This window comes from Variovorax gracilis (assembly GCF_030317115.1).
Lineage (GTDB): Bacteria > Pseudomonadota > Gammaproteobacteria > Burkholderiales > Burkholderiaceae_C > Variovorax > Variovorax gracilis.
In genome coordinates, this window is the sequence record NZ_JASZYF010000020.1 from 71,678 (window position 1) to 89,490 (window position 17,813).

A 17,813-nucleotide genomic window follows, 5' to 3' on the forward strand; every position below is an offset into this window, starting at 1 on the left:
AGACAATGTAGGTTTTTTGTACCAAGACACATAGGTACAGTTTTGCAGGACAGTAAGCCTGTCGAAGGTGTCACTGTGTCGGATGTGTCATAGTTTGGAGCATGACAATCCACAGCCAAGCCAAGACGACCTCCGCGCGCACGGCGTCACTGCCCGTCACGTTGGCCGATGGCATCGAGCGACAGATCCGCGATGGCGCCTACAAGGCGGGCGACAAGCTGCCGTCACTGCGTGAACTGGCAGAACTTCACAAGTACGCCAAGAACACCGTCGTGACAGCGTTCGAACTGCTGGTCTCCCGTGGACTCGTCGAGCCTCGTCGAGGCTCTGGCTACTTCGTCGTGGACAAGCCGCAATCGAAGCCGGCGGACGACGAAGCGGGAAGCCTGGGCCGGGCGATGGACATCGTCTGGCTGATGCGCGAACAGCTGAAAACCGATCCGGGCGCGTTGGCTGTGGGCGACGGATTCCCGCCCGTCGAATGGCTTGCGGACGTGAGGCTCGACAAGTACCACCAGAAGGTCGTTCGTACCGGCCTTGGGTCGTTGTTCCGGTACGGCAGCCGGTTCGGCTATGCGCCGCTGCGTGAACACCTGGTGCGCAAGCTCGCCGACTTCGGCATCGGTGCCGAACCTCGACAGATCGTGTTGACGCACGGAGCCAACGAAGCCATGGACATCGTGATCCGCTACTTCGTGCCGCCCGACGGAAAGGTGCTGGTGGACGATCCCGGGTACTACCCGTTGTTCGGCAAGCTGAAGCTGGCCAGCGCGCAGGTCTTCGGGGTGCCACGGCTTCACGACGGCCCGGATCTGGAGGCGCTCGAGCAACTCCTGATCACGCAACGGCCCCGGCTGTTCTTCACGCAGTCGCTCGCGCACAATCCCACGGGCTCGGACCTTTCGGCTGCAAAGGCCTTTCGGGTCCTGCAGCTGGCTCAGAAGTACGACCTGCTGATCGTCGAGAACGACCCACTTGCCGACTTCAAGCCGACGTCCTCGCCGCGCCTGTCTTCGCTCGACCAGCTCGAGCGCACGATCTACATCGGCAGCTTCTCGAAATCGTTCTCTGCGGCGCTGCGCGTGGGATTCATCGCGTGCGGTGCAGACCTCGCCAGCGACCTGGCCGATCTGAAAGCCTTGATTCACGTGAGCAGTTCCGAGTACTGCGAGCGAACAGTCGACGTCATGCTGAGCGAGGGCCACTACCAGCGGCACTTGAACCGCCTTCGCGGCCGGCTTGGCGAGGCAACGGCCGGCGCACAAGCCCTGTTCGCGTCGGTGGGTGCCGAGATCTTCGCCAGGAACGCGCAGTCGCTCTATCTTTGGGCGGCGCTACCCGGCGTGCCCGACTCCCTGGTCCTCGCCAAGGCACTCCTTGCGCAGAAGATCATGATGGCGCCCGGCAGGGTATTCAGCGTCGACTCCTCGGCCGTTTCGCCTTGGTCGAGGTTCAACGTGGGCGCCGTGGTCGACCCAAGGTTCGCGAAAGCGCTGCGAAGCTCACTGCGGCAACTGGGCGCCTAGGCCATCGAGGCTTCCGCAAGCGGAAGTTCTCTGATTGCGACCATTCATCGCGAGAACCTGATCCGCCGAAGTCTTCTTCCGTCGACTTTGCCCTCCAATAGCTCCGATTCACTCTGGGCGCCCGTGGCAAACTGCTCGCCGTGAACAGCGCCGTCAATCCGTTGATTCGAGCCGCAGCGCTTGCCGGCTACGAAGAACTTGCAAATGAAGTGGGCCTGGCGCCCGCCACCCAGTTGCGGCGGGCCGGCCTTTCGCTTGCCGCGTTGCGAGAGCCGGAGCAACTGATTCCATACCCCAGCATGATCGCCCTGCTGGAACAGTCGGCGCAGGCGGCGGGTCGACCGGATTTCGGGCTGCAACTATCTCAGCAACAGGGGCTGAGCATCCTCGGCCCGCTGGCGGTGATCGCGCAGAACGCGGACGATGTGGCGCAAGCTTACGAACTGGCCGGACGCTACATGTTCGTCTACAGCCCGGCAATCCGCGTGACGGTCGAGCCTGTCGGCAGCGCCGGCCGCTGGATCGACCTGTGCTTCGACATTGACATCGTGCCGCGCCCGGTCTGCGTGCAGGCCATGGAACTGGGCGTGGGCGTGATGGTGAACTGCGCACGTCTGCTGGCCCAGGGTGAATCCTCGGCGCGTGAAATCCTGATACCGCACGCACGGCCCAAGGGCAGCACGCGGCACGAAGAGGTGCTTGGCGCGCCTTGCCGCTTCAGCCAATCCAGGGCGGCGTTGCGATTCGCTGCCGAGGATGTGCGCAGGCCCATGCGCGGCAGCAACCCGATGCTGCGCGAGATGGCGCAGCGCTACATCGACACGCAATTCGTCGCGCCCAACAAGCCCTTTTCCGATCGCGTGCGCCAAGTGATCCACCGCCTGCTGGGCACCGAGCGGTGCTCGCACCAGTCGGTCTCGGAAATGCTGGCGATGCACCCGCGCACCATGCAGCGCCGGCTGGGCGAAGAGGGTACAAGCTTCGAGAAGATCAAGGACGAGGTTCGCCGAAGCGTGGTCGAGAGCGTGATGCGAAGCACCGAGCGGCCATCGCTCAACATGCTGATGGCGATGCTCGACTACGCAGATGCCTCGACGCTCACACGCAGTTGCCGTCGCTGGTTCGGCGTGCCGCCGACCGCCTTGCGGTCGGGTGTCGACCTGCGCGCCGGCATGACGCGCAAGGCCTCCGCGACCATCCGGCGCCCGGGTTGAAGCTCGCACGCGCCGCAATGGCGCGTTGGACTGGCGGAAGTCACGTGGGCCAAGGGTTTGTACCTGCCTGTCGCCAAAAGACAAAACTTCGTCGCTTCCGGCGAAGGCGAATTCCGGCATGGCTGCGACCATTCATGGCGCTGGATTCGAGCCCTCTGCAGGGCGCCCCTTCAACCCAAAGAGACATGACATGAACACATCTTCCCCGCAATCCGAACTCAAGCGCCGCCTCGCTGGCAGGCTTGCCGCGGCCTGCATGGCCTTGCTGGCCTTCAGCACGACGCCGAGCCACGCGCAGGCCTGGCGCTGGTACAACGAAAACCCGTCGTTCACCCCAGCGACCTTGCCGAACGGCACGGTGATCAACTTCAACGAGTGGAAGAAGGCCCTGCCCTACGTGCGCATCGATGGCAAGCCGCCGCGCGCGGAGCCAGTCGCCGACAAGGTCTGGATGGTGTACGGCTATTTCTATGGCCCGGTCATCATCGAACGGCCCAATGGCCTGCTGGTGTTTTCCACGGGCGAGAACGAGGAAGACGGCAAGAAGTTCCGCGAGATCATCCGCCGCGACGTGAGCACGAAGCCCATCATCGCGATCTTCTATGACCATGCACACTACGCCAAGGGTGCGAAGTCGCTGCTGGACGGTGACTCGGCGATGATCGTTGCGCACCCGGATTCCAACAAGACGGTCCAGGAGTCGGGTTTCCTGGGCAAGCCGAACATTCCCGAAATGCTCCCTGCATTGAACGGGCGCGCACGGATTCACTTCGGCACGGACATGCCCGACAAGGGCCCCGACGCCAAGATGGGCGCAGCGTCACTGGACCTGGGCAAGAAGAGCGCGTGGATGCCGGCCACGCTCACGCTGGGTGACGGCGAATCCATCACGGTCGACGGCCTCGAGATCCAGGCGTTCCACGCGATCACCGACACGGAAGACACGCTCACCTTCTGGATTCCCTCGCAAAAGCTCGTCATCGACAACGTGATGTGGCCGTGCCTGCCGAACCTGTACACCTTGCGCGGCGACCGCTATCGCGAACCCGAACAGTGGACCTCGGCCATCAAGAAAATCCGAGACCTGGAGCCCGAGATCGAACTGGACGTGGGCGGCGGCGCGAAAGCGCTGAAGGGTCGCGAAGCAATCAAGAAAACCGCGAATGCCCTGATCGACGCCTCTTCGTTCGTATACGACCAGGCGATTCGTCTGACCAACCAGGGCGTGCGAATGCAGGAACTGCGTCATCACATCGTGTTGCCCGCGAGCCTGCTGAAGAATCCGTATGTGAACGAGGTCTACGGCCAGTACGACACCTTCCCCCAGGCCTATGCCGATCACAGCCACGGCTGGTTCTCCGGTCACGCGGAAGATCTGCATGCCCTGCCGAGATCTGTCGAGTCGAAAAAGTGGGTTGAACTGTCCGGTGGCGAAGCCAAGGTGTATGAGGCGTACCGCGTCGCCGTGGGCAAGGGCGAGCACCTCTGGGCCAAGGACCTGGCGGTCGTCCTGACCGACGTGGCCCCTGCCAACAGGACCTACCGCCAGGCGCTGGCCGACAGCTTCCGCACCCTGGGTCGCTACAGCCCTGGCTCGATCACGCGCAATTTCTACCTGGCCTCGGCGCGCAGCCTGGAAGGCGAGACGACGCACACGCTCGGCAGCGTTCAGGAAGCCGAATGGGTGGTCGCGGATACCAGTCGTGCGGTCAATCACCTGCGCACACGCCTCAATCCTGAAGAGGCATCGGGCAAGGAAGGTGAACTCGCATTCGACATCGGCGGCACGCGCTCAGCCTTGCACATCCGCAACTCGGTGGCTGAATTCGTCGCTGAGCCGGACAAGCACTACCGCAAGCCGGACGCGACCATCAAGGCAAGTCCTGAAATGTTCGCACGCTACTTCCGCGGCGAGCTGAGCCTGGCCGCCTTCGTGAAGGAATCGGGTGCCAATGCACAAGCGGCGGCGCTGCTGGGCCTGTTCGACGAGTTCCACCAGGTGCCGATGTATCCGGTAGCCGCCAGCGGGCTGGATCCGTCGGCCCACTAAGCGTCTCGCATGGCCCGGGCGGTTCCGGGCATGTCGCCGGCGTCTACGCCGGCAAGCCACAGAAACCGGGGCTATCGCGCCCCCAAGGAGTAGTTGAAATGACAGACATGCGAGTTCCATTCGCCAGCGAGGCAATCACCCAGCAACTGACCGACGCGCTCGCATTGCAGCGCAAGGCCTATTTCGCGCACCCCGTTCCGACGTACGAAGAACGCCGCGCGGACTTGCGCCAGCTCGAACGCTTCATTCGCGAGAACATGGAAGCCATGATCGCCGCGGTCGATGCTGACTACGGCAACCGCTCGCGCCACGAGACGCTGCTTGCTGAAGTCTTCCCCGCGCTCGACAGCATCGCGCAGGTGGGCAAGCACCTGCGCGGCTGGATGAAGCCGCGCCGTCGTGCGGTCGACCTGCGCAACTATTTTGGCGCCCGCAACCGCGTCATTCCGCAGCCGCTGGGCGTCATCGGCGTGATCACGCCGTGGAACTTCCCGATCAACCTCACGATGATCCAGCTCACGTACATCTTCGCGGCGGGCAACCGCGCGATGGTCAAGATGAGCGAGAACTCGCGCCACCTGGCGCAGCTGTTGATCGAGCGCATGCCGGCTTACTTCCCGCCCGAGAAGTTGCAGTTCTTCGACGAGGCCGGCGGCGTCGGCGTCGAGTTCTCCAAGCTGCCCTTCGACCACCTGATCTTCACCGGCTCCGGCCAGACCGGCCGCGCCGTGATGGCGGCTGCCGCACGCAACCTGTGCCCGGTCACGCTGGAACTGGGCGGCAAGGCACCGGCCATCGTGTGCGACGACTACCCCCTTCAACTGGCGGCAGAGCGCATCCTGTTCGTCAAATACCTGAACGGCGGACAAATCTGCACGACGGTCGACTACGCCTGGATCCCAGAGCAGAAGCTGGGTGCCTTCGTCCAGCTGGCCAAGAAGATCTTGCCCAAGCGCTACCCGACGCTAGAGACCAAAGACTTCACCTCGATCATCGACGAGCGGGCCTTCGATCGTCTGGTGGGTGCACTGGAAGAAGCGCGTTCACGCGGCGCCACCGTGGTCCAGCTCATCCCCGGCAAGGCCTATGACCGTGCCATTCGCAAGATCGCGCCGCATATCGTGTTCAACGCGCCGGAAGACTGCGAACTGATGCAGCGCGAGATCTTCGGCCCGATCCTGCCGCTGCGCACCTACGCGGAGATTGAAACAACTATCGACACCATCAATGCCGGCCCGCGTCCGCTGGCGGTCTACCCGTTCAGCTATGACAAGCGCGTCGTGCAAACGGTGCTCGACCGCGTGATGTCGGGCGGCGTCTCGGTCAACGATGCGTTGTTCCACGTTGGCCAGCACGACCTGCCTTTCGGCGGCGTGGGCGATTCGGGCATGGGCCACTACCACGGCCATGAAGGCTTCGAGACCTTTTCGAAGATGCGGCCCGTGTTCTACCAGGCGCGCTTCAGCACGATGAAGTTCATGATGCCTCCGTACGGCAAGTTCGCCGACCGGGTGCTGAATTTCCTCGTCAAGTGAGAGCAGGAGCCCTTTCGGGGACACTCGCATGAGTCACCACACCCCATTCACCTGCATGGAAAGCAGCACCACCGCGGAGCAAAAGGAGAGGGCCGCGGCCTGACGCCGGCCGGTCCACGCAGCCATGCAAGCGTTCGCGATTCCATCGATGAAGGGCCAGGTCAGTGCCGCGGAATGGCAGCTCCGCTGCGACCTCGCAGCAGCCTACCGGCTGCTGGCGCTCCACGGCTGGAGCGACCTGGTCTTCGCGCAGATCAGTGCGCGCATCCCGGGTCCCGAGCATCAATTCCTGCTCAATCCCTGGGGATTGAAGTTCGACGAGATCACGGCTTCCAGCCTGATCAAGGTGGACCAGGCCTGCAACAAGATCTCGGAATCGCCGTTCCCGGTCCATGTGGCCGGCTTCGCGATCCACCGTTGCATCCACGAGGCGCGGGCAGACGCGGGCTGCGTCGTGCATACGCACAGCCGCGCCGGCGCGGCGGTAAGTGCGAAGGAGCGAGATGTCCTGCCCATCAGCCAGCAATCGACTTTCGTGGTTTCGTCGCTGGGCCAACACGAATACGAAGGCGTCGCGATGCGTGGCGAAGAATTTCCGCGCCTGCAAGCTGACCTCGGCAGCAACAACTACCTGATGCTGCGAAACCACGGCCTGTTGACTGTGGGCAAAACCGTGGCCGACGCCTTCCTCGACATGTACATGTTCGAAGCACTTTGCCGCCGCTGCCTGGTCGACGCGGAGGCTGACTGCGGCGTGAACGCGAGGCCGAGCAGCCTTGACGGAATCGCGCAGATGATGAAGTTCGTCACAGGTGGCCAAGGCGCGAGCTTCGCCTGGCCGACGCTGCTGCGGCGGCTGGATCCCGGCTATCGGCAGTGACCCGAGGATTTCAACGCCGCGACGACGACGCTGCGGCCACGGCGGCTCGCTGCGTCGCCCCTCAAACGACGTCCGCTCCGCGTAACACCTGTCCTTGAGCGATGGAGGACGTCGGACTGCCATGGGCCCTGCCCTGCTCCCCACGAGCGCCCGTCGCTTGGCTCCTACGCAGCAGCGGGAGCAGTCGTAGACCGCAAGATGTTCGACTTCCCTGGTCGGCCAGAAGCGGACTGTCGGCAGCCCCGGTCAATGTCGTCATCGCGGCGCCCGGAACGCCCCGGGCGTGCCGTGACCGGCAGGGCGCTCCGCTGCACCAAGGTGCAATACCGTCGTGGGCTATCGAGGCGGATGATGGACGAATTCACGTCCTCGAACCCTCAAAGGAGTACCGATGGCCACCTCAGCGAAGCCGAACATCCTGTTCATCATGGCCGACGACATCGGCTGGTTCAATGTCAGCGCCTACAACCTCGGCGTCATGGGCTACCGAACCCCCAACATCGACAAAATCGCACGGCAAGGCGCGTTGTTCACCGACTTCTACGGCCAACAGAGCTGCACGGCGGGAAGGGCTGCATTCATCACCGGACAGGCCCCCATTCGCACGGGCCTCACCAAGGTGGGCATGCCCGGCGCGACGCTGGGGTTGAGCGCCGAGGACCCTTCGGTCGCCGATTTTCTCAGGGGATTTGGCTACGCGACCGGGCAGTTTGGCAAGAATCACCTGGGTGACCGCAACGAGCACCTGCCCACCGTGCATGGCTTCGACGAGTTTTTCGGCAATCTGTACCACCTCAACGCCGAGGAAGAGCCCGAGTACGAGAATTACCCCAAGGACCCAGCGTTCCGGAAAAGGTTTGGACCGCGGGGCGTGCTGAAGTGCAAGGCCAGCGACAAGGACGATGCCACGGTGGATGCTCAGTTCGGTAAGGTCGGCAAGCAGGTCATCGAAAACACTGGGCCGCTCACTCGAAAGCGCATGGAGACGGTGGATGAAGAATTCATCGGCGCAGCAATTGACTTCATTGAGCGGAAAACGAAAGAGGGTGGCCCCTGGTTCTGCTACTTCAACCCGACCCGCATGCACGTGTTCACGCACCTCAAGGAGTCGTCCAGAGGCAAGAGCGGGTTCGGTCTCTATCCCGACGGCATGGTGGAACTCGATGGCTACGTGGGCCAGCTGCTGCAAAAGCTGGAGGACCTCGGCGTTGCCGACGACACCGTCGTTGTCTTCACGACCGACAACGGCGCAGAGGTTTTGTCGTGGCCGGACGGCGGTGCGACACCATTTCGTGGAGAGAAGGACACGAACTGGGAAGGCGGTTGGCGTATCCCGTGCGTTATGCGCTGGCCGGGGGTCATCGAGCCCGGTCGGGTCATCAACGACATCTGCTCGCTCCAGGATTTCATTCCGACCTTCGCGGCAGCGAACGGCGAAACGGAATTGGTCGAGAAGGTCAAGAAAGGCTACAAGATTGGCGAGAAGACCTTCAAGGTCCACCTGGACGGCTACAACCTCTTGCCGTTCCTGTCGAGCGAAGAGGAGAAGTGCCCACGCGAAGGCTTCCTCTATTGGAGCGATGACGGCGACATGATGGCCATGCGGATGGGAAAGTACAAGATTGTCTTCGCTGAACAGCGAAGCAAGGGACTAGAGGTTTGGCGCGAGCCTTTGTCCCAGATGCGCATTCCCAAGTTCTTTGACCTGCGCTCGGACCCGTTTGAGCGTGGCGAAGAAAGCTTCAAGTACAACGATTGGTTCCTTGAGCAGAACTTCTTGATGTATGGCGCGCCCCCGCTGCTTGCGAAGTGGCTGGACAGCTTCAAGGAGTTCCCTCCCCGCGCAAGGGCGGCAAGCTTCAGCGTCGACCAGGTCGTGGAAAAGCTCATGCCAAAGAGTTGAACGCGGGTTTCGAAGGCCCGCTTCGGAGCGAGTTGTACAGCCGGTTGGGGCCCATCTCAGTCCTTCGATTGAGCGCGCCGAACGTTTGCTCTACCACCCGGAGCGGTCGTCGAAAGAAGCCGGTGAATCTCCTTAGCCATGCTCCGCAGAGGGATCCCAGCGCCATGGCCATGACGAAGCGCTTGTGGGTCCCTGAGCACCGCGAAGGCCCCGTCGCTGACAACCTCTATGCCTTCGACGACATTTACGAAGGCTACCCGTTGTCTGGCGGCTTGCTGACCGGGACCACGCTGATGTCGCAGTTCGATGGCTCGCAGTTCGACATCGCAACGGGCATCGTCCTGCGCGGGCCCGCGAAGGCTCCTCTTGAGACTTACGAGGTCCGAGAACAAGGCGGGCAGATCGAGGTGCGAATCCGATCGATCAGGCGAGGACTTTCAACGCCGCAAAGGCCCTGCCGGCGGACTCAAAAGCGTGCGGTCTCGCCCTCGCCTGCGATTGGATCACCAGGAGGCGCCCAGGGATTTCCTGCTCGGACACGTTCCGCAGGATCCCGACCGCCGTCCACGTACGTGGTGCTGCGTGGGCGCCCGGATTGCGCAGGACCCGGCGAATACGAAAAATGCTGGAGAGGGGCTCGTGCAACTTGACCGCTTGCCATTCATACGCAAGGAGAACGTCAAATGAAACCCTCGCACTTCGCACTCTCCGCACTCTGCGCCGTCCTGACCTTTGCCGGTCCAGCGATGGCTCGGAAATCCGCGCAGAAGCCCATGCGGGTGACGGGCGCCCGGCGTCAAAGTCGGTGACCAGATGAAGATCACCCATACCCAAGCGGTTGCCACTGCAGTGATCCAGAAATCCTGAACCGTTCCGGGATTGACGGCCGTCTTGCTGGCCGGAGGCTCTCATGAACGACCTCCTTCCCTCCTGCAACGACGGCCCTGCCTAGCAGGCGATCCTCACTCTCGTCGCGATGCATTGATTCGCTTTCCTTCTTGGGGAGACAACGATGAAACTGCCCGGAACGACCTTCTGGTTGCTGTTCATTTTGATAGGCGCGCCAGCCCAGGCCCAGGAGAAGAATCCCGACCGCAACGCCTACTTCGGTGAGACCCACATCCACACGAGTTGGTCGCTCGACGCATGGCTCTTCGGGAACCGCCTCACCGATCCCGGCGATGCGTACAAGTACTTCAAGGGTGAGCCGATCAAGCATCCGCTGGGCTTCGAGGTCAGGATCGACACGCCGCTCGATTGGGCGGGCGTCACCGACCACTCGGAATACGTCGGCGTGATCAAGTTCGCCAACGATCCCAAGTCGCCGGTCAGCAAGCTGCCCGCCGCTCAGCCTTTGATCGTGAAGGCCCAGACCGAGGCCGAGGTGCAACGGGTCTATTTGTATGCCATCAAGCTGCTGAGCGCGCCAAAACCCGACAAGGCGCTGATGTCCCCGCAGATCGCCGAAACGGTCTGGAAGGAGAACATCACGCTCGCCAACACGGCCAACGAGCCAGGGAAGTTCACGGCCTTCTGCTCCTACGAGTGGACGTCGATGCCGAACAACATGAACCTCCACCGCAACGTCTTCTTCAAGGACTGCGCCAAGGTACCGACCATGCCGTTCAGCGCCTTGGACTCGGTTCAGCCCGTGGATCTGTGGAACTGGATGGACGGTCAGCGCAAGGCCGGCAACGAACTCCTTGCGATCTCGCACAACGCCAACCTCTCGGACGGTCGCATGTACCCGACCGAGGTCGATGACAAGGGGCGCCCGATCGATGCTGCCTATGCTGCCTCGCGCATGCGCAACGAGCCGTTGATCGAGATCAAGCAGATCAAGGGCGCCTCGGAGACGCACCCCTTGCTCTCGCCCAACGACGAGTTTGCCAACTTCGAGATCCTGGCGTACCTGCTGGGTGACCCGGTGGGCCGAATTCCGCACATCGTCGGCAGCTACGCGCGGCAAGCCTTGAAGGATGGGCTCGCCATGCAGGAGACCAAGGGCTTCAACCCCTACAAGTTCGGGTTCGGGGCCGGGTCGGACTCCCACAATACCGCCGTCCCGTATCGCCAGGATAACTACTTCGGCGGGCACGGCGCGCTGGACGGAACCAAAGAGGTGCGCATGTCGGGCCGCATATTCGCCGGCCTGGACCCGCGCATGGGCAACCCGGGAGGACTGACCGGCGTGTGGGCCGAGGAGAACACGCGCGCCTCGCTGTTCGAGGGCATGCAACGCAAGGAAACCTTCGCAGTCAGCGGGCCGCACATCAAGGTGCGCCTGTTCGGCGGGTGGGAGTACACCGAGTCCATGCTGGCCGCTGCGGACTGGGTCAAGACCGGCTACGCGAAGGGCGTACCGATGGGAGGCGACCTGCCGCCGATGAAGGCGAAAGCGCCGTCGTTTATCGTCTGGGCGGCCAAGGATCCGACCTCCGGCAACCTCGACCGCATCCAGATAGTCAAGGGCTGGTCGAAGAACGGCCAGAGCTTCGAGAAGGTCTTCGACGTCGTCTGGGCCGGCGACCGCAAGGCGAACAAGTGGACCGGCGTGGTGCCGCCGATCGGCAGCACGGTGGATTTCGAGACCGCCGCGTACACGAACTCGATCGGCGCAGTGGAACTCAAGACCGTCTGGACCGACCCCGAGTTCGATCCCGGCGTGCACGCCTTCTACTACGCCCGCGCGCTCGAAATCCCCTCACCGCGCTGGACCACGATCCAGGCCAAGCAACTCGGCATTGCGCCCCCCGACGTGGTGGCAGCCACCGTCCAGGAGCGCGCCTGGAGTTCACCCGTCTGGTATACGCCCAGCGCCGAGGCACGCAAGAGCGCCAAGCCCGGGACCACCGTCGCCGCTCTCAAGACGCAGGGCGCGGTGGCGCTCAACGACGCGCAGTTGAAAGCGCTGATCGTGGAGAAGTCCTTGTGGTTGGAGAACACGGTCACCGGCGACAAGTATCAGATCGTCTATGGCGCCTCGGGGAAGAGCCCATCGGGCAAGCCGGCCACCCCCGTCGAGCCAGGGTACGTCACCCAGCGCTTCGCCGCCAACCAGGGTGAGATCCTGTTCAAGTACGTGGGCCGCAAGATGGCGATGCCGAGCCTGACCGGCGACGTGGCCGACGCCACTTATCTCGGGGCCTCCCGGCCGTACTACCTCAACAACGGGAAGATCGTCACCGCGCTCGTCGGCACGCCCATCGAGATCACCGTCTACAAGGCGGGTAACAAGTATTGGGGGGCGCGCAGCAACGAATTCGGGTACGCCAACTACGAGCTCACGCCCGCAGTGGCGGAGCTCAACCCGATGCGGTGACAGGACCCCGGATCAACGCACGCTGCGCGAGTGGTCGCAGCAGCGAACTCGGAGGAGTCAATGATGAAACTGTCCCGAACAACCTTCTGTTTGCTGTTCGTTTTCATGGGTGCGCCGGCCCAAGCCCAGGAGAGGAATCCCGACCGCAACGCCTATTTCGGCGAGACCCATCTGCATACGAGCTGGTCGGCGGATGCCTGGCTCCTCGGAGACCGGCTGACGACCCCGGCCGACTCCTACAAGTACATGAAGGGGCAACCGATCAAGGCTCCGGCTGGCTTCGACATCAAGATCGACACGCCACTGGACTTTGGCGGAGTTACCGACCACTCCGAATACGTCGGAGTGGTCGCACTCGCCAATGATCCGAACTCACCCATCAGCAAGGTGCCAGCGGCGCAAGCCGTCATTCTTAGAAACAACACTCCTGCGGAGGCCAGCCGTGTCTTTCTCGCGGCTCAGAAGATCATCAGCGGTGCGCCGGTCAAGGCACTGATGACGCCGGAGATCGCGCACACAGTCTGGCAGAAGACCGTCGCGATCGCCGATGAAGCCAACCAACCCGGAAAGTTCACCGCCTTCTGCAGCTATGAGTGGACGTCCATGCCGAACAACATGAACCTCCACCGGAACATCTTCTTCAGGGATTGCGCACACGTACCTCCCGCCCCCTTCAGCTCCCTGGATTCGACGGACCCCTCGGAGCTATGGAGGTGGATGGACACCCAGCGCAAGCCTGTACTGCCGAAAGGCGCAAACCGAAATCCGGCGACTTCAGTTCCGTGGCGGCCTCTTCGATGGCGAGAAGGACATTGCGGTACGGCAGATAGCGATCCGGATCCGCGAGATCGTCGATGCCCAGCCCGACGCGACGCAGGATGACGGAGGGAGAACCTCCCAGACTGCGCACCAGGGACTCGAAGCCAGCCAGTCCGCCGGCACGAACAATGTCCAACATGATCAGGCGGGAGTTTCGAGAAGCATCTTGTGTCGTCCAACATCAAAATTATGTCGTGCAAGAACAAGAAATGCCAGAGGCAAGCCTGCAAACTCACACCGTACTGCAACCCGCTGGACAAGCTTCAATCACGGAGACACCTATGGCCCTCAATACCACCGTCAACCACCAGCCGTTCCTGCTGTCGATCAATCGGCATCGCGAAGGCGAGATCAAGAATGTGTTCCCCGGCGTGCACGTCACGCCGTGCTTCCTGGACCCGGAAACCGGCATCTGGGTGCTGTATGCCCGTTTCGAGGCTGGCACGCAGATGCCCAAGCATTTCCACACCGGCACGGTGCACTTCTACACGACCGCCGGCGCCTGGAACTACGTCGAGTATCCGGACGATGTTCAGACCGAGGGTTCGTACCTCTATGAACCAGGCGGTTCCGTACACACCTTCTCGAGCAGGGAGGGCACCGAGGGCTTCATGGTCGTGCACGGCGCGAACGTGAATTTTGACGAGAACGACAACTACATGAACATCATGGATGCCGGCTGGATCGAGCAGATGCTGCAAGAAGTGGCCAAGGCAACCGGACAGGCTGTGCCGCGCTATGTCCGTCCCGGAGGCGGCGCCCGATTCAGCGCGTGAGGCCATGCGCCGCAAGACGGTCAATGGCGAGTTGCACTGATAGAGGTCTGAACGGCGAGTTTGGTGAACAGGCAGTCCCAGCCATCAGCGGACCTTCGCACTTCAAACCCCTATGTCCGGTCCGCAACCTCAACCGAGCTTCCGAGCGATCCACCCTGCGATGACCGACCCATCGGGTCACTGGGCGCGTGAGAACTTCTGGACGCGCTTGCCGTTGTCGACTTCACCCGCAAAGAGATTGCCTTGCGAGTCGATGGCGAGGTCATGAACCCAATGAAACTCACCGGCGTAGCGTCCGGATCGACCGAGCGTGTTCACCACCTCTCCAGTCTGGCGGTCCAGTGTGAGCACCTGGTTGTTCCGGCCGTCGGCGAGAAACAGCCACTTCTGCAGAGGGTCGCGCGAGATCACGACATCCCATACCGAGCCGTTGCCAGCCGTGCGAGGCTCGACCATGAACTCCTTGATGAAGCTGCCATCCTTGCGGAAAACCTGGATCCGGTTGTTGAGACGGTCGCACACATAGACCAGTCCATCTCGAGCAATGCGTACGCAATGCACGGGCGTTCCGAATTGCTGCAGCTGCGCGGAAGTCGGCGGCAACTGGCGACGTCCCACAGGCTTCTCCGCATCGCTCGGTGGCTTGCCGTAGGCACCCCAATGACGCTTATGGGCACCCGTCTCGGCGTCGAAGACGATCACGCGTCGGTTCTGGTAGCCATCGGCCACGTAGACCTCGTTGGCGCCGGCATCGACCTCGACGCCCGCCGCCTTGCCCAGACGCGTGGTGTCCGCGCTGCTGGTCTGCGGACCTACCTTTCCGATCTGCAGAAGGAATTTGCCGTCGCGTGTGAACTTCAACACCTGTCCGTCGTTGTCACCGTTCCCGGTGATCCAGACGAAGCCCTTGCCGTCGACATGAATGCCATGCTCGTTGCCGGGCCATTCGTAACCCTTGCCAGGGCCGCCCCACGAGCGCAACACGCGCCCCGCCGCATCGAACTCGAGCACCGGGGGCGCCGGCAGGCAGCATTTCGACTGCGGCGGATTGAGCGCCGCGCCGGCCTCGTCCTCGGAGAGACTGCGGGGACGCTGGAGAATCCAGATGTGGTCCTCTGCGTCGGTGGCAACTCCGCTGACCTGCCCCAGTATCCAGTTGTTCGGCAATGGGCGGGGCCAGGTAGTGTCGACCCGGAAGGCGGGTGTCGTCGCGTCCGTCGTGCCGCCGCTCGACGATGCGCAGCCATTGAGGCTCGGCAGTAATGCGGCGACGCAGCAAAGCACGATGACTCTCCCCGTAGTCGCGAAGCGTTGGAAGTTCATCCTGTTTGTCTCCAAGTGGTCGGGTTTCCGTGCAGCTACTCGCCGCGCCGCGCTGGCTTCGACAAGTACTCCTTCGATTGCGCCTCGTTCTTGGTCGGCGTCACTTTGTCAGGATCGATCCGCACCATGAGATAGTCAATGTGGTCGTCGACCTTCGTGAACCAGTGGCCCGTGCCCGCCGGTATCACGACGACATCGCCTGCCTTGATGTTGTACGCCACGCCGTCGCGCACTTCCGACCCATTGTTGCCCGGGCCGTTCTGAAGCACCACTGTCGGCATCGTGGCGGGCCGCCTTTCCCGGTTCAGGATGTCCGGCCCGAGGACCAGGGTCGCCGAGCCCGAGATGACGTGGTAGACCTCGCTGACATGATCGTGCTCGGCCACGGAATTGGGCGACGGCTTGTCCAGCTTGCCGCGATGCACGCGCCCGATCCCTACGTTGGCCTTGCCAATGTCGACCGCGCGCACCTGTTGGTCGACCAGCCTCTCCTTGAGGGCCTTCTGCTCGTACAGCTCCATTTCGGAAAGCGGGATGTAGGTGCCTGGGCACATCATGCAGGTCGGCTGGGGGTCGGTCGGGTTGACCCGGTTCAGGGCGATACCTTTGGATGTCGCACAGCCAGCGAGGAGGAAGTGCGAGGCGACAAGGCATGCCAGTGTGACGGCTTTCTTCATGGAGGACTCCTCAAGCGGTGGCGATAGCTTGCCGCGCCAACAGGCGCTGGGCCAGGCGCGGATAGACCCGCAGCGCGTTGTCGCCCAGCACCTTGGCCCGGTGCTCGGGCGTGAGCCATTCCACCGCGTCGATATAGCGCTTGGTGTCGTCGTAGTGGTAGCCCGTGCGCGGATCGATGCCTTTGACTGCACCAACGATCTCCGACGCAAACAGCACGTTGTCCGGCGGGACGACTTCCAGCAGCAACTCCACGCCCGGACGGTGATACACGCAGGTGTCGAAGAAGACGTTGCGCATCATCTCCTCGAGCGGCGGTCGCTTGAGCTGGTCGGCCAGGCCGCGGTAGCGACCCCAGTGATAGGGCACCGCACCGCCGCCGTGAGGCAGCACGAAGCGCAGCGTCGGAAAGTCCTTGAAGATGTCCGACAGCAGGAACTGCATGAAGGCCGTGGTGTCCCCGTTGAGGTAGTGCGCGCCGGTGTGGTGGAAGTTGGGGTTGCACGAGCAACTCACATGCACCATGGCCGGCACGTCGAGCTCGACCATCTTCTCGAACAGGGGATACCAGTAGCGCTGCGTCATCGGCGGGTCGGTCCAGAACCCGTCGGTCGGGTCGGGATTGACGTTGCAGCCGACAAAGCCGAGCTCTTCGACGCAACGGGTCAGCTCGTCGACGCAGTTCGCCGGACTCACGCCGGGCGACTGCGGCAACTGGCAAACGCCCACGAGTTCGTCGGGGAACATTTCCACCGCGCGGTAGATCAGGTCGTTGCATGCCTGCGTCCAGTGCTGGCTCGTGGTGGCGTCGCCGACGTGGTGCGCCATGGCGCCTGCGATGGGCGAGAAGATGGTCATGTCGACACCGCGCTCGCGCTGAATGCGCAACTGGTTCTTCTCGAGCGATTCGCGGATCTCGTCGTCGCTGATGCTGAAATCGGGCGCCAGCGGCCGGCCTGCTTCGAAGGCAGCAGTCTGCCGTTCCCGGTAGTCCTTGAGCGCGGCAGGCGCGGTGGTGTAGTGCCCGTGGCAATCAATGATCATGAGGTCTTGTCCTGGTAGTCTGATGGTTGTCTGGATGGCTCAGGCTTCGAAGTAGCAGCCGAGCTTGGCGAGCTTGGCGCGGTACCCCGCGGCGTCGTTGTCGCCCTGGCCGATGGCCGCGAAGGTCTCGCTCTCGTGCTTGAACTTGGCAGCCGCCTTCGCATGCACGGTCTCGACCGAGGTCTGTGGAATGCAGACAAGCCCGTCTTCGTCACCCACGATGAGGTCGCCTGGGCAAACCACCATCCCACCGATTGATATCGTCGTGTTGACCTCGCCGGGTCCATTCTTGTAGGGCCCCTGGTGGGTCACGCCGCAGGCATACACCGGAAACCGCTGCTGACGGATCCAGCCCGAATCGCGGACCGCGCCATGGACGACGATCCCCGCGAATTTCTTGGCGATGCAGTAGGCCAACATGCGCTCGCCGATGATCGCGTTGGTGAGGTCGCCCCCCGCATCGACCACTATCACATCCCCTTCGACTGAGAGATTCAGGGCCATGTGCGTCATCAGGTTGTCGCCAGGAGCACTCTTGACGGTGACGGCCGGCCCACACAGCGCACCACCCGCATGCAAGGGGCGCAGCCTGGCGCTGCCGGAGTTGAGGCGCGACATCGAATCGCTGATGTTCGCGACCGGAATCGAGGCGAACCTGTCGACCCATTCCTTGCCCACGGCATGGCGGCGCTTGAGCACTTGAAAGCCTGGTTGCATGGTGACTCCCTGTTCCTTGATCGGGTTCC

Annotated in this window: 13 protein-coding genes and 1 pseudogene; 9 read left to right on the forward strand and 5 right to left on the reverse strand. The window is 62.8% G+C overall.

Translation table 11 applies throughout. The features are described 5' to 3' along the window. The first annotated feature begins 101 nt into the window (after window positions 1-101). The 8 genes and pseudogenes from QTH97_RS26810 to QTH97_RS26845 form a co-directional block, all read left to right on the forward strand. Window positions 102-1,526 carry an aminotransferase-like domain-containing protein gene (locus QTH97_RS26810; protein WP_286571564.1) on the forward strand — a complete coding sequence of 475 codons (1,425 nt, stop codon included), beginning with the start codon at window positions 102-104 and terminating at the stop codon, window positions 1,524-1,526. Between the two features lie 140 nt (window positions 1,527-1,666). Continuing rightward, window positions 1,667-2,740, forward strand: a complete 1,074-nt coding sequence (locus tag QTH97_RS26815) for an AraC family transcriptional regulator (protein WP_286571565.1) — start codon at window positions 1,667-1,669, stop codon at window positions 2,738-2,740. A gap of 190 nt (window positions 2,741-2,930) precedes the next feature. Further along, window positions 2,931-4,790 carry an alkyl sulfatase dimerization domain-containing protein gene (locus QTH97_RS26820; RefSeq protein ID WP_286571566.1) on the forward strand — a complete coding sequence of 620 codons (1,860 nt, stop codon included), beginning with the start codon at window positions 2,931-2,933 and terminating at the stop codon, window positions 4,788-4,790. A 98-nt stretch (window positions 4,791-4,888) separates the two neighbouring features. Continuing rightward, entirely contained in the window at window positions 4,889-6,325 is a 1,437-nt protein-coding gene (locus QTH97_RS26825; protein WP_286571567.1) for a coniferyl aldehyde dehydrogenase, read from the forward strand. 124 nt (window positions 6,326-6,449) lie between these two features. Further along, entirely contained in the window at window positions 6,450-7,205 is a 756-nt protein-coding gene (locus QTH97_RS26830) for a class II aldolase/adducin family protein (protein ID WP_286571568.1), read from the forward strand. Window positions 7,206-7,596: 391 nt separating this feature from the next. Further along, window positions 7,597-9,108, forward strand: a complete 1,512-nt coding sequence (locus tag QTH97_RS26835) for an arylsulfatase (protein ID WP_286571569.1) — start codon at window positions 7,597-7,599, stop codon at window positions 9,106-9,108. 1,012 nt (window positions 9,109-10,120) lie between these two features. Next, window positions 10,121-12,430, forward strand: coding sequence for a DUF3604 domain-containing protein (locus QTH97_RS26840; protein ID WP_286571570.1), 2,310 nt, complete (start codon window positions 10,121-10,123; stop codon window positions 12,428-12,430). Window positions 12,431-12,535: 105 nt separating this feature from the next. Further along, window positions 12,536-13,108: pseudogene (locus tag QTH97_RS26845) on the forward strand (DUF3604 domain-containing protein); the annotation flags it as partial. Here QTH97_RS26845 and QTH97_RS26850 read toward each other — a convergent pair. Next, a complete protein-coding gene (locus QTH97_RS26850) occupies window positions 13,104-13,388 on the reverse strand; it encodes an AraC family transcriptional regulator ligand-binding domain-containing protein (RefSeq protein ID WP_286571571.1) in 285 nt (94 codons plus the stop codon). The pseudogene QTH97_RS26845 and the gene QTH97_RS26850 sit on opposite strands and share 5 nt — an antisense overlap. A gap of 142 nt (window positions 13,389-13,530) precedes the next feature. Here QTH97_RS26850 and QTH97_RS26855 point away from each other — a divergent pair, with 142 nt between their 5' ends. Then, the gene (locus QTH97_RS26855; protein WP_286571572.1) at window positions 13,531-14,025 is read left to right on the forward strand and encodes a 2,4'-dihydroxyacetophenone dioxygenase family protein; all 495 of its coding nucleotides are present in this window, start codon (window positions 13,531-13,533) and stop codon (window positions 14,023-14,025) included. 177 nt (window positions 14,026-14,202) lie between these two features. Here QTH97_RS26855 and QTH97_RS26860 read toward each other — a convergent pair whose 3' ends face one another. The 4 genes from QTH97_RS26860 to QTH97_RS26875 are packed head-to-tail and all read right to left on the reverse strand — an operon-like array spanning window position 14,203 to window position 17,784. Then, window positions 14,203-15,348, reverse strand: coding sequence for an NHL repeat-containing protein (locus QTH97_RS26860; protein WP_286571573.1), 1,146 nt, complete (start codon window positions 15,346-15,348; stop codon window positions 14,203-14,205). A 35-nt stretch (window positions 15,349-15,383) separates the two neighbouring features. Beyond that, window positions 15,384-16,025: a cupin domain-containing protein gene (locus tag QTH97_RS26865; RefSeq protein ID WP_286571574.1), complete on the reverse strand. Its 642-nt coding sequence runs from the start codon at window positions 16,023-16,025 to the stop codon at window positions 15,384-15,386. Between the two features lie 10 nt (window positions 16,026-16,035). Further along, the gene (locus tag QTH97_RS26870; protein ID WP_286571575.1) at window positions 16,036-17,067 is read right to left on the reverse strand and encodes an amidohydrolase family protein; all 1,032 of its coding nucleotides are present in this window, start codon (window positions 17,065-17,067) and stop codon (window positions 16,036-16,038) included. Between the two features lie 39 nt (window positions 17,068-17,106). After that, the gene (locus QTH97_RS26875) at window positions 17,107-17,784 is read right to left on the reverse strand and encodes an RraA family protein (protein WP_286571576.1); all 678 of its coding nucleotides are present in this window, start codon (window positions 17,782-17,784) and stop codon (window positions 17,107-17,109) included. Window positions 17,785-17,813 lie beyond the last annotated feature (29 nt).